Source organism: Parendozoicomonas sp. Alg238-R29 (assembly GCF_947331445.1).
Lineage (GTDB): Bacteria > Pseudomonadota > Gammaproteobacteria > Pseudomonadales > Endozoicomonadaceae > Sansalvadorimonas.
The window spans coordinates 1-12,547 of record NZ_CAMZOG010000107.1; the positions used below are offsets into that span (position 1 = coordinate 1).

Annotated in this window: 14 protein-coding genes; 10 read left to right on the forward strand and 4 right to left on the reverse strand. The window is 49.1% G+C overall.

What is annotated here, in order from left to right:
* Nucleotides 1-81: 81 nt before the first annotated feature.
* Nucleotides 82-1,749, reverse strand: a complete 1,668-nt coding sequence (gene ettA, locus QMA35_RS19245; RefSeq protein ID WP_281648772.1) for an energy-dependent translational throttle protein EttA — start codon at nt 1,747-1,749, stop codon at nt 82-84.
* A gap of 449 nt (nt 1,750-2,198) precedes the next feature.
* On the opposite strand from ettA, the gene glyA reads away from it, so the two are divergent.
* The 10 genes from glyA (at nt 2,199) to QMA35_RS19295 (ending at nt 10,516) form a co-directional block, all read left to right on the forward strand.
* Nucleotides 2,199-3,464 carry a serine hydroxymethyltransferase gene (gene glyA / locus QMA35_RS19250; protein WP_281648773.1) on the forward strand — a complete coding sequence of 422 codons (1,266 nt, stop codon included), beginning with the start codon at nt 2,199-2,201 and terminating at the stop codon, nt 3,462-3,464.
* A 214-nt stretch (nt 3,465-3,678) separates the two neighbouring features.
* Entirely contained in the window at nt 3,679-4,158 is a 480-nt protein-coding gene (nrdR, locus tag QMA35_RS19255; RefSeq protein ID WP_281648774.1) for a transcriptional regulator NrdR, read from the forward strand.
* A gap of 3 nt (nt 4,159-4,161) precedes the next feature.
* On the forward strand, nt 4,162-5,295 hold the full coding sequence (gene ribD / locus QMA35_RS19260; protein ID WP_281648775.1) for a bifunctional diaminohydroxyphosphoribosylaminopyrimidine deaminase/5-amino-6-(5-phosphoribosylamino)uracil reductase RibD: 1,134 nt from the start codon (nt 4,162-4,164) through the stop codon (nt 5,293-5,295).
* A gap of 35 nt (nt 5,296-5,330) precedes the next feature.
* The gene (locus QMA35_RS19265; RefSeq protein ID WP_281648776.1) at nt 5,331-6,005 is read left to right on the forward strand and encodes a riboflavin synthase; all 675 of its coding nucleotides are present in this window, start codon (nt 5,331-5,333) and stop codon (nt 6,003-6,005) included.
* 56 nt (nt 6,006-6,061) lie between these two features.
* The gene (gene ribBA / locus QMA35_RS19270) at nt 6,062-7,171 is read left to right on the forward strand and encodes a bifunctional 3,4-dihydroxy-2-butanone-4-phosphate synthase/GTP cyclohydrolase II (protein WP_281648777.1); all 1,110 of its coding nucleotides are present in this window, start codon (nt 6,062-6,064) and stop codon (nt 7,169-7,171) included.
* A gap of 187 nt (nt 7,172-7,358) precedes the next feature.
* The gene (gene ribE, locus QMA35_RS19275) at nt 7,359-7,835 is read left to right on the forward strand and encodes a 6,7-dimethyl-8-ribityllumazine synthase (protein ID WP_281648778.1); all 477 of its coding nucleotides are present in this window, start codon (nt 7,359-7,361) and stop codon (nt 7,833-7,835) included.
* Nucleotide 7,836: 1 nt separating this feature from the next.
* The gene (gene nusB / locus QMA35_RS19280) at nt 7,837-8,340 is read left to right on the forward strand and encodes a transcription antitermination factor NusB (protein WP_281648779.1); all 504 of its coding nucleotides are present in this window, start codon (nt 7,837-7,839) and stop codon (nt 8,338-8,340) included.
* 30 nt (nt 8,341-8,370) lie between these two features.
* Nucleotides 8,371-9,309 (forward strand): thiamine-phosphate kinase, encoded by a 939-nt coding sequence (gene thiL, locus QMA35_RS19285; protein WP_281648780.1) that lies wholly within the window; start codon nt 8,371-8,373, stop codon nt 9,307-9,309.
* Between the two features lie 56 nt (nt 9,310-9,365).
* Nucleotides 9,366-9,842 carry a phosphatidylglycerophosphatase A gene (locus tag QMA35_RS19290; RefSeq protein ID WP_281648781.1) on the forward strand — a complete coding sequence of 159 codons (477 nt, stop codon included), beginning with the start codon at nt 9,366-9,368 and terminating at the stop codon, nt 9,840-9,842.
* Between the two features lie 44 nt (nt 9,843-9,886).
* Nucleotides 9,887-10,516: a TIGR02281 family clan AA aspartic protease gene (locus QMA35_RS19295; protein ID WP_281648782.1), complete on the forward strand. Its 630-nt coding sequence runs from the start codon at nt 9,887-9,889 to the stop codon at nt 10,514-10,516.
* An 89-nt stretch (nt 10,517-10,605) separates the two neighbouring features.
* On the opposite strand, the gene QMA35_RS19300 is transcribed toward QMA35_RS19295, so the two are convergent.
* From QMA35_RS19300 to QMA35_RS19310, 3 genes are all read right to left on the reverse strand, one after another.
* Nucleotides 10,606-10,851: a transposase gene (locus tag QMA35_RS19300; protein WP_348650963.1), complete on the reverse strand. Its 246-nt coding sequence runs from the start codon at nt 10,849-10,851 to the stop codon at nt 10,606-10,608.
* Nucleotides 10,809-11,717, reverse strand: a complete 909-nt coding sequence (locus QMA35_RS19305; RefSeq protein WP_281648783.1) for a protein kinase — start codon at nt 11,715-11,717, stop codon at nt 10,809-10,811. The genes QMA35_RS19300 and QMA35_RS19305 overlap by 43 nt, the downstream gene beginning before the upstream one ends.
* Nucleotides 11,718-11,995: 278 nt before the next feature.
* Nucleotides 11,996-12,142, reverse strand: coding sequence for a hypothetical protein (locus QMA35_RS19310; protein WP_281648784.1), 147 nt, complete (start codon nt 12,140-12,142; stop codon nt 11,996-11,998).
* Between the last annotated feature and the right edge of the window lie 405 nt (nt 12,143-12,547).

Here is a 12,547-nt window from a genome sequence, read left to right on the forward strand (position 1 = left end):
GTTTCCGTCTGGTGAAATTTGTTTGCACAAAAATATTAGACGGTGGTCATGCCCCCAGAAAAACTCACACATCGGGTAGTGTTAGCCGTCAATACGCTTGTACTTAACACGATGTGGACCAGCAGCTTCTTCACCCAGACGTTCTTTGCGATCAGCTTCGTACTCAGTGTAGTTGCCTTCAAAGAAGGACACTTTAGATTCACCTTCGTAAGCCAGAATGTGGGTCGCAACCCGGTCAAGGAACCAGCGGTCATGGGAAATAACCATGGCACAACCAGGGAACGCCAGCAAGGCATCTTCCAGTGCACGCAGAGTTTCTACATCAAGATCGTTGGAAGGCTCGTCCAACAGCAATACGTTGCCGCCTTCTTTCAGGGTTGCAGCAAGTTGCAGGCGGCCACGCTCACCACCTGAGAGTTCACCAACACGTTTCTGCTGGTCACCGCCTTTAAAGTTAAAGCGGCCGATGTATTTGCGTGCCTGCATTTCATAGCCATTGATCCGCAGAATTTCCTGTCCGTCGGAGATAGCGTCAAATACGGTTTTGTCATTCTGCAGTTCATCACGCATCTGCTGAACGTTGGAAATCTTCACGCTTTCGCCGCATTCGATAGCGCCGGAGTCTGGCTGTTCATCGCCGGTGATCATTTTGAACAGTGTGGTTTTACCTGCGCCGTTACCACCGATAATACCGACGATGGCTCCTTTAGGAATGCTGAAACTCAGATCGTCGATCAACAGGCGATCACCAAAGCCCTTGGTGACGTTATTGAATTCCAGTACTTTGTCACCCAGACGAGGGCCGGGTGGAATGTAGATTTCGTTAGTTTCGTTACGAGCCTGGAATTCCTGAGACTGCATCTCTTCGAAGCGGGACAAACGTGCCTTGGATTTGGACTGGCGGCCTTTGGCATTAGAGCGAGACCATTCCAATTCTTGCTGCATCGCTTTACGGTGGGCGTCTTGTTGCTTGCTTTCTTGTTCCAGACGAGCGTCTTTCTGTTCCAGCCAGTTGCTGTAGTTGCCTTCCCATGGAATACCGTAGCCACGGTCAAGTTCCAGAATCCAGTTGGCAGCATTGTCGAGGAAGTAGCGGTCGTGGGTAATCGCCACAACAGTGCCAGGGTATTCCAGCAGGAAACGTTCTAGCCAGCCAACGGACTCCGCATCCAGGTGGTTGGTAGGTTCATCCAACAGCAACATATCTGGTGCAGACAATAACAGACGACACAGGGCTACACGACGACGTTCACCACCTGAAAGGTTGACGACATTGGCATCCCAGTCTGGCAAACGCAGTGCGTCGGCAGCAACATCGAGCTTGCGCTCAAGGTTGTGGGCGTCGGCAGCCTGAATAATGTTTTCCCACTTGGCTTGCTCTTTGGCGAGCTGGTCAAAGTCAGCATCAGGTTCTGCGTAAGCGGCGTAAACAGCGTCGAGTTTAGCCTGGGCTTCTTTGATCTCACCCAGAGCTTCTTCAACCACTTCACGAACAGTCTTGCTCGGGTCGAGCTCTGGTTCCTGGGGCAGGTAGCCAACGTTCAGATCAGGCTGTGGACGGGCTTCGCCGTCAAATTCCTGATCAACACCTGCCATGATGCGTAACAGGGTGGATTTACCAGCACCGTTAAGACCAAGCACACCAATCTTTGCGCCGGGGAAGAAGGACAGAGAAATATCCTTCAGGATCGTACGCTTGGGGGGCACGATCTTGCTAACCCGGTTCATGGTGTAAACGTATTGAGCCATCAGGAAGGGTCTCTTGGAATAGATTGAGATGAAACAGTTAAACATACTGAATGAACGGGATTCGGGCAATCGAATAGGGTTGATTTTCGCAAATACAGCTGCTTTTCAGCGCAGGCTACTTTTTTGACTGTAGGTGACTATTGGTGGCTATTGGTGACCATTGGTGACCATTGGTGACTCGTCTTTCATTTTGAGAATGAACGATGTTTTCTCAAAGTGATTGGCAGCTATGCTCTTTTGTAGCCTTTGTAACCCACATAGTTTTGGATGATCGTGCTCTGGAATCGAAGGCGACTATCCCTGAAATTCAGAAGCAAGTTCCTGAGCACTGCCCTGGATGCCGCTGAACTAAGGCGAATGCGGTCTATCTATTTGTCTGTGCTGTATTAGAATGTGCCGCAGCGCAGATACTCAGAACACAATATCAAGATCTGACGGGGAATAATCCAATGTTTAAAAATTACTCAAAGATTTCTGACTACGATCCTGAACTGCATGCAGCCATGTCTGCTGAAGCTGTTCGCCAGGAAGAACATATTGAACTTATCGCCTCTGAAAACTACACCAGCCCTCGGGTAATGGAAGCTCAGGGCAGTGTACTGACTAACAAGTACGCAGAAGGTTATCCTGGCAAGCGCTACTATGGTGGCTGTGAGCATGTTGATGTTGTTGAGCAGCTGGCTATCGATCGCGCTAAAGAGTTGTTCGACGCAACGTTTGCAAATGTTCAACCTCATTCTGGTTCACAGGCGAATGCTGCTGTATATATGGCGCTCTGTAAGCCCGGCGATACTATTCTGGGTATGAGCCTGGCTCATGGTGGCCACTTGACTCATGGTGCCAAGGTGAGTTTCTCAGGCCGAATTTACAATGCTGTTCAGTATGGTCTGAATGCCGAAACTGGCGAAATCGATTACGAAGAAGTTGAGCGCCTGGCTGAAGAGCACAAGCCTAAGATGATTGTCGCTGGCTTCTCCGCTTACTCCCGTATTGCTGACTGGGCACGTTTCCGTGCCATTGCCGACAAGATTGGCGCTTACCTGTTTGTAGATATGGCGCACATCGCTGGTCTGGTTGCTGCTGGCGTTTACCCAAGCCCGGTTCCCCATGCTCATGTTTGTACAACCACGACTCACAAGACTCTTGGTGGCCCACGTGGTGGCCTGATTATTTCCGCCCACGGTGATGAGGATCTGGAAAAGCGTCTGAACTTTGCCGTATTCCCAGAAAGTCAGGGTGGTCCTCTGTGCCATATCATTGCAGCCAAGGCTGTTTGCTTTAAAGAGTGCCTGGAAGACAACTATAAGGATTACCAGAAGCAGGTAGTAGTGAATGCTCAGGCCTTGGCTTCTTCCCTTCTGGAACGCAGCATCAACATCGTATCTGGCGGTACTGATGATCACCTGTTCCTGGTTGACCTGATTGGTAAAGAGTATTCCGGTAAAGATGCTGAAGCTGCTCTGGGCAGTGCCAATATCACCGTGAACAAGAACTCTGTTCCCAATGATCCACGTTCTCCATTTGTAACCAGTGGCCTGCGTATTGGTTCTCCAGCCGTGACCCGTCGCAGCTTTGGTGAAGATGATTGCCGTAATCTGGGTAACTGGATTGCCGATGTTCTGGATAGCATAGGTGCTGACGACCACGAACAGGTTGTTGCTGAAGTGAAAGGCAAGGTTCTGGAAATCTGCCAGCGTCTGCCTGTATACAATTAATTGTTGTTAATGAATTGAACCCAAACGCCGCAGTTTATCTGCGGCGTTTTTGTTGGGGACGCTTTTGCTGATAAGAATGTGGTAAGTCTCACGCGGAGCTGATGAAATTCAGGGCTATTCCCCTGAAAAGGCGCATGGTTACTGATGTAAGGCTTGTTTTTCGTGCCTTTCGGGGTACTATCACCTTTCCTGAGAAAGAACTGTCCCGGCTATCATGCATTGCCCCTTTTGTAACGCGGAAGACACCAAGGTTATAGACTCCCGGCTGGTTGCTGACGGATGCCAGGTTCGTCGTCGCCGTGAGTGCATTACCTGCAGCGAACGTTTTACCACCTATGAAGGTGCTGAACTGGTAATGCCGCGTTTAATTAAACGGGATGGCTCACGGGAACCTTTTGATGAAGACAAGCTTCGTGCCGGTTTGCAGCGAGCTCTGGAAAAGCGCCCTGTCAGTACCGAGCAAATTGAAGAAGCTGTTAACCGCATTAAGCAGCGCTTGCGCTCCACTGGGGAAAGAGAAGTGAAATCTCTGGCTCTTGGTGAAGAAGTTATGGGCGCATTAAAAGATCTGGATGAAGTGGCCTACATTCGTTTCGCTTCTGTTTACCGCCAGTTCCAGGATCTTGATCAGTTCCGCGAAGAGATTGAGCGGCTGGAGAAAGTTCCACACGGGTCTCTGACCAGAGACAAGTGATTTATGTTTAATTCCTCTTCTTTTACCTCAGCGGACCATTCCTTTATGGCCCGGGCGTTGCACCTTGCCCGGAAAGGTATTTATTCCACTATGCCTAATCCTTCCGTTGGTTGTGTACTGGTGCGGGATGGCGAGATTATTGGAGAAGGTTTTACCAGTCCTGCTGGTGGCCCCCATGGTGAAATCAATGCTTTGCGCGCTGTTCAAGGGGATACCAAAGGTGCAACCGCTTATGTAACCCTGGAGCCCTGCGCCCATTTTGGCAGAACACCACCCTGTGCAAGAGCTCTTGCGGAAGCCGGTGTTGTAAAAGTGATTGCAGCAATGACAGACCCTAATCCTAGAGTCAGTGGTGGAGGCTTTCAGATTCTTGAACAGGCTGGCATTGAAACCGCATCGGGTTTGCTGGAATCAGAAGCTGCTGCTTTAAATACTGGCTTCTTTAAGCGCATGAAAGCAGGCAGGCCATTTGTTCGTTGCAAACTGGCCATGAGCGTTGATGGGCGTACTGCAATGGCTTCCGGTGAATCCCAGTGGATTACCGGACCTGACGCCCGCGCAGATGTTCAGCAGTGGCGAGCTCGCTCTTGTGCCGTGGTAACAGGCGTTGACTCCATTATTTTTGATAACTCTTCCCTGAATGTTCGCCCTAAAGAATTGCGGATTGAAAATCCGGAGCTGGCAGCAGAAAAGCAACCTTTAAGAGTGGTTGTTGATTCATCTCTGCGCATTCCTCTGGATGCAAAGATTCTTACTCTGCCAGGAAAAACCGTAGTTGCTGCTGCGACTCCATGCAAAAACAAGGCTCGCGCTCTTGCTGAACTAGGTGTTGAGGTTATGGTTCTTCCTCAAGATAACTACTCTGGGCGAGTTGACCTTGAAGCTTTGATGGAAGAGCTCGCTCGCAGGGAATGTAACGAAGTACTCCTGGAAACCGGCGCTAAACTGGCCGGAGCTGCGGTTGAAGCTAGCGTTGTGGATGAACTGCTGGTTTATATGGCTCCCATTTTGATGGGTTCCGATGCAAGACCTTTGCTTCAGATGCCGTTTACCCGTATGGCAGAAAAGAAGCCATTAGAGATTAAAGATATTCGTGCTTTTGGTAATGACTGGCGGATCACAGCAAGGCTGGCGTAAAAAGCACAACCAACTGAAGTTGATGAGGAATTTGAGTGTTCACAGGCATTATTGAAGCTGTAGGCTCTATCAAGCGTTTGGAGCAGCGTGGCGGAGATGTTCGCCTGCACGTAGCAACCGGCGATCTGGATTTGAGTGATGTAAAGCTGGGTGACAGTATTGCCACAAATGGTGTATGCCTGACGGCTGTTACATTGACGGGGGATGGTTTCACTGCGGATGTTTCCCGCGAGTCACTCAAGCGTACAGCCCTGGGTGAGTTATCAGCTGGAAGCCCTGTGAATCTGGAAAAGGCTATGCAGCCTACCTCTCGTTTTGGTGGTCATATCGTTAGTGGCCATGTGGATGGCGTTGGCCAGGTTGTTGAGATCAGTCCGTCCGGCCGTTCCCTGATTTATAAAGTAGAAACGCCTGTGGATCTGTCTCGCTATATTGCCGAGAAAGGCTCCATCACTGTGGATGGTGTCAGCCTGACTGTGAACGCCATTGAAGGAAACATATTCCATCTGAATATTGTTCCTCATACAGCCCAGGAAACTATTATCACCCATTATCACCCGGGTAGCCGGGTTAACCTTGAAGTCGATATTATTGCCCGTTATCTTGAGCGCCTTTTAACCGGCGGGCAAGGCGAGAAAAGTGAATCACAACCGGAAAGCCGTTTAACTGAGAGCTTTCTGGCAGAGAATGGTTTTTTCAGAAAGCGTTGATTGCATCTGAACAGGCCCGCTACAGATATCGTAACTTCGCTATAAAGAGAAAGATCATGCAGCTGAACACCGCGGAAGAGCTGATTGAGGATATTCGCCAGGGGCGGATGATCATCCTGATGGATGACGAAGACCGGGAAAATGAAGGTGACCTGATTATTGCGGCGGAGAAAATTACTCCGGAGATCATTAACTTTATGTGTACCCACGCTCGTGGGCTGATCTGTATGCCCATGACAGCCGAACGCTGTGATTATCTTGGGTTACACCAGATGACGGCTAATAATCAGGAAGCTCAAAGTACAGCTTTCACCGTTTCTATTGAAGCGGCTACAGGTGTAACAACCGGAATCTCTGCTGGTGACCGTGCTCGTACTGTTCAGGTTGCTATCAGCCCCATGTCCCGCGCAGAAGATATTGTTCAGCCAGGTCACATTTTTCCACTGCGTGCGATGGATGGTGGTGTGCTCCAAAGAGCTGGTCATACTGAAGCCGGTGTAGACCTCGCCCGTATGGCTGGATTGGAACCTGGTGCCGTGATTGTTGAAATCATGAACGAAGACGGTACTATGGCTCGCCGTCCTGATCTTGAGCGTTTCGCGGAAACGCACGGTTTGAAGATTGGCACTATTGCTGACCTGATCCATTACAGGATTCTCAACGAAAAGACGGTTATCCGTGAGAGTGAACGTGTTCTGCCTACGGTTTACGGGGATTTCCGAATGACCGAATACAAGGACACAATGTCTGGCCGTACCCATCTGGCGCTGGCAATGGGGCAGCCAAAACAGGATCAGCCTACACTTGTGCGGGTTCATCAGGCAGAAACTTTCAGAGATTTTCTGGGAGCTCGTAAAGAAGGCAGCACAAGCTGGCCACTGCCAGCGGCTATGGCGCGTATCGCCAAAGAAGGTAAAGGTGTTCTCGTATTGCTGGATTCTGATCAGTACGATGATCTGGGTACCAGTCTGGAACATTTTTCTGGTCAGGAAAAACCTCATCACAGTACCGGGGCCCACGCTGGTGTGTATATGACCATTGGCACGGGTTCCCAGATTTTGCGGGATCAGGGGGTTGGCAAAATGCGTTTGCTGAGCTCACCACTGCGCTTTAGCGCCATTTCCGGCTTTGATCTGGAAGTGACAGAAAATATTCCCTGTGAATAACCTGTCTCACAGGTAACTGTTTAAGAGAAAAAGGAGGCCTGGAGGCATTGTACTTTGAAGGTATTGTACTTTGAAGGTATTGCACTTTGAAGGTATTGCACTTTGAAGGTATTGCACTTTGAAGGTATTGCACTTTGAAGGTGTTGTGCTCTGGGCCGGAGCTGCTTGAGAAAAATGAGGAATCGCCATGACTGGCATCAGAACAATTGAAGGAATGATGACCCCGAACGATGGGCGTTATGCCATTGTGGTAACACGTTGGAACGCCTACGTGGTTGACAGCCTGGTAGAAGGCGCAGTGGATTCTCTCAAGCGTCACGGTGTGAGCGAAGAGCAGATTACAGTTGTCCGCTGTCCAGGCGCGTTCGAACTGCCTCTGGTTGTTAAGAAGGTTGCCGCTTCCGGTCGTTATGATGCCGTTATCGCGCTGGGCGCAGTTATTCGCGGTGGTACACCGCACTTTGAATATGTTGCAGGAGAGTGCACCAAGGGTATGGCCAATGTCATGCTGGATCAGGAAGTTCCTGTCTCCTTTGGTGTGCTGACAGTTGATACGATCGAGCAGGCCATCGAACGGGCTGGTACCAAAATGGGTAATAAGGGCGAGGAAGCTGCCCTGGCCGCGTTTGAAATGGTGAGCCTGCTCAAAAATCTGGAGTCATGATTTGAGCGCTCAGAACACAACCGCCAGTCAGAAGCAAACTGATAGTAAAAAAGGCCGCACCCAGACCCGTCGCAAGGCGCGTGAACTGGCTCTGCAGGCTTTGTATCAGTGGCAGATGGCTGGTGCCTCCATCGTGGATATCGAAGCCCAGTTCCGGGCTCGTAACGATATGACGCGTGTTGATGGAGGCTTTTTCCATGAGTTGCTGTCGGGTGTTGCCCATCAGCTCAGCGACCTGGATAACACCATCAAACCTTTGCTGGACCGCAGCTTTGATCAGCTGGATCCGGTGGAGCGTGCAACCCTGCGTTTGGGGTGTTACGAGATGATGAAGCGTACCGATGTACCTTATCGCGTGGTGATTAACGAAGGCATCGAACTGGCGAAAAAGTACGGTGCTCAGGACTCCCACAAGTACATCAACGGTATTCTTGATAAACTGGCACTGGAACTGCGTCCGGTGGAAGTGAAGGAATATCGTCAGAACCGTCGTAAGTCCCGTTAATTACGGAATGTTGTTAAATGGAGCAGTACCATGGATGAATTTGCTCTGATCCGAACGATATTTCACCGTTCGGAATTAACGACAGCCGGCGGCCATCTTGATATGGGCATAGGCGATGACTGTGCCCTTATCTCCCCACTTGCAGAGCAACAACTGGTGCAGAGTATTGATACTCTGGTAGCGGATGTTCATTTCCCTGCCAGTGGTGATCCTTTCCTGATTGGGTATCGTTCTCTTGCCGTAAGTGTCAGTGACCTTGCTGCGATGGGGGCAACGCCTCACAGTTTCTTTCTCGCACTTTCTATCCCTGAGTCAAACAGTCAATGGTTAGACAGTTTTAGCCGTGGTCTTGCGATGATGGCTCAAGAGTGCAAAATCTCCCTTGCTGGTGGTGATACCACTTGTGGCCCATTAACGATCACTATGCATGTTCAGGGTTTTGTTCCTAAAGGACGGGCGCTGATGCGTAGCGGTGCAAAACCGGGCGACCATATATACGTCAGCGGAACACCTGGTGAAGCTTGCGCAGCCTTACCTTATATTCTCGATCAGAAAATGGTACAGACAGAAGCTGAGAAGAAGTTTGTTGATCGTTACTGGCAACCAACACCCAGAGTTCAATTAGGAGAGTGGTTGTCAGAACAAGGCGCGACAGCAGCCCTTGATGTCTCTGATGGTTTGGCAGGCGATCTTGGTCATATTCTTAAGGCTTCAGGTTGTGGTGCTGAATTGGTAAGTACCAATATTCCATTATCTAAAGAATTACAGAAAGTTTGTGGTAATCGGGCGCTGAGAAAAGCACTCTCTGGCGGCGATGATTACGAACTTTGTTTCTGTTGGCCTGCTGACAAGGTTATGCCTGATGATGTTCCGGTAACCGTTTCACGGATTGGAACGATGACTTCAGAAAAAGGTATTCTCAGGCTTGATGGAGAAGAATTTGTACCAGGAAGCTATCGCCACTTCTAGCCGTCTCTGGATGCTGTATCATGCAGTAGCTTTAAAGATTTGATTAAGGATTTCCTTTGTCCCAGTCTCAACCCCGGCCTCAACTTTCCAATCCCTGGCACCTGTTGGCTTTCGGCTTTGGCAGTGGTCTTGCTCCGAAAGCTCCGGGAACATTCGGCACTTTAGCCGCTATTCCCTTGTTTTTGCTTTTGCAGAACCTCTCCCTGCCTATTTATCTTCTGGTAGTCGTTGCTGCTTCGATTGTAGGAATAGCAATCTGCGATCGTGCTTCCCGAGATTTGGGTGTGCATGATCATCCGGGTATTGTCTGGGATGAATTCTGCGGATACTGGCTAACAATGTTTGCAGCACCTGCTGGATGGATGTGGGTTGTTATTGGCTTTGTTCTATTTCGTATTTTTGATATCTGGAAACCCTGGCCAATCAGCGTGGCTGATAAAAAGGTGCATGGTGGGTTTGGTATAATGCTGGATGATCTAATTGCAGGTATTTATGCTCTTATTTGTATGCAGCTTCTTGTGCGTTTCATATAAATAGCACTGTTCCCCGAAAACCATAAACAACGGGAATACTAAGAATGATAAAGCCCTTTGCCTTTCTATCCTTTTTACTGGTACTGAGTGGCAGCGTGATGGCTACCAATGTCAGTGTGGTTGGCTTGTTCCCTAATGCTGCTGTGATACTGATAGATGGCCAGCGACATTTCTTGAAAACTGGTCAACATAAAGGTGGGGTGAGACTTATCTCAACCAATAGTGGGAATGCAGTTGTTCAGGTGGACGGGCGGCAGTTAACCTTGAATCTGGGCAGGGAAAATACTGGCGGTTTTGTTGAAGCCCCCAAGAAAGAAGCATTGTTGGTTAGAAGTAATGATGGGCATTATTGGACAACCGGCAAGATAAACGGCCGTGCTGCACGTATGGTTGTGGATACTGGCGCATCCGATGTCAGTATCAGTGCATCCACCGCCGATCAGCTGGGGATTTCTTATCGGCACGGCACGAAGGCGACTTACCAGACTGCCAATGGCTCTATTGTTGGTTATCAGATTACTTTGAATTCAGTGACGGTAAAGAATATTACCCTGAACAATGTAAAGGCTTCTGTCGTACCCAGCAATCACCCTATCCTGCTGGGTATGAGCTTCCTGCGTGAAGTTAATATGCGGGAAGAGGGGAATAAGCTTTATCTGGTGCCACGCTACTAAAGCCTCAACAGCGTTGAGTTTAAAACTGTAAAGCTTTGGAGTTGGCGCCGTTGAATGCGATAAAAAACTCGGCCGCAAGCGGCCGAGTTTTAGAAGAGCCCTAACGGCTCACCTTTAGCCTCAGCATTATTCATCACTTTTAATTGATTCTGAACGTACTGCCGAATGACTTCTTCATTAGCATTACCGATAGTTTCTACGAAGTAGCTTTGGGGCCAGAGCTTACCGCCCCAGAAGAGCTTTCTCTTCACATCAGGAAACATCCGAAAAAACTCCCTAGCAGATATACTGATCAGAGGGGCTGAATAGTCATGAAGAAAGGCTCTGATAGTAATTCTTTCGCCCCAGGCCTGAGAGCAGGATTATCCTGCAGCATTAGCAGCAGCAATCTCTTAAGGTCACCGCTAATATCAGCCTTTTCAACATTCGCGCGAATTTCTTCTGTGCTCCGCGGCTTGTTTCTACGCGTATAGACAGCTGCCGGAGAGATAGCTGTTGCGGCCATGCAGGCACCAGCCATCCAGATATCGCTGGCTTTGGTGTAACTTCCTGCCTCACTGGATCTCTCAGGAGGGGAGAATCGGCCATCACCGCCTTCAGAGGGCTTGTCACTTAAATGAGCGGCTGCACCAAAATCAGCCAGTCGACCAGTACCATTCTGTCCAACCAGGATATTGGATGGCTTGATATCTCGATGAACTATCTCTTTTTCGTGCATAAAGTGAATGCCTTCCAGCATTCCTCTGAATACTTTTCTGGCCATCTCTTCGCTCAGTGCATGGAAGCTGCCATCTCTGGGACTCATTCTCTCAAGAATTTTATCGAGAACATTAAGGGCTTTTCGCCTTTTACGGGTATTGATATATACCCCTGCTGAATTGCCGGATTGAGTAAGGCTCGCAAGATTCCCTCCAGCATCAGGCATCAGGATATATTCATATTGATCATCAGTAGTCGTCCCCAAGGCTCCAACAATATAGTGACAACCCTTCAGCTCTGACATAATACCCACTTCTTTGGAGTCAGCCTCAGCACCAGGCTCCTTTCGAGGAATCATCTTCATGGCAAACATATTTGTTGCCGGGGGTGTATCAGATTCCTGGGAAAACGTCTGGTCAAGACAGGTCACTTGCTGCACGCTGCCATAGAACCCCTGCCCTAACGGCTTAAAAAATGAGTATTCTGAACCGTTGATTTGCACAGATACCTGCTGAGACCCTCCTGACTGATGTGCAGGCTCTACAGACCTCCTCCGCCAAAAAACTTTATGCGCCACTTTTAAAATAGGCTGCAACAACCAGTTATCCGCCAGCCTTCTAGCACTCTGTAAAAGGGTCATGGGGCAATCTCATTATTGTTAGATGCCATCATTTCTTCGTCAATTACGGAGCAAACATTAGCAATCATGCTGCTGTAAAGGCATGAAACTACCTGCCAACAATTTACTACAACTCTTCACTAACAATACTTCGGCCACTTTCACGCAGCGATAGCCCCGTAACTGCTGAGTTGCTTAAAGGTGTCCATGACTTTTTCATCACTCAGAGATAAACCTAACTCGCCAAAAACTCTGCACAGCAGGTCTTCATTGAATTTACGGCGCTTCCAGCTGGCAATAGAGATCATAGTCTGTTCCGTCGTATCCTTTGCATCACTCAGCTTTAACAGATTAAGGGCTGATAAAGAGCCATTAGTGTGGGTGTGAACAGCATCCTTTGAACGGGACTGGCCGTATAGATTTCCTCACCGGGTTCGAGGTTTCCGACGAAATCAAAATGATGTAGCTCTTTTTTGAAATTGACTTTGCCGTCATAAACATTGGGGTGACCAAAAGAAAGCTTCGTAAGAAGCACCCCGGAACCTGTCATGCCCCCAAATACGTAAGAACAGCTTCGATTCCACCCTGCAAACGGCCTGCGGTTATCAGGATGCCAATAACAGCAACCAATTGGTTGCTTGATGAACTCAGCTACCTGGATTTGCCAACACTGCTATCGCTGGTGGATAACGGACACCTTGAGGAATGGCTCG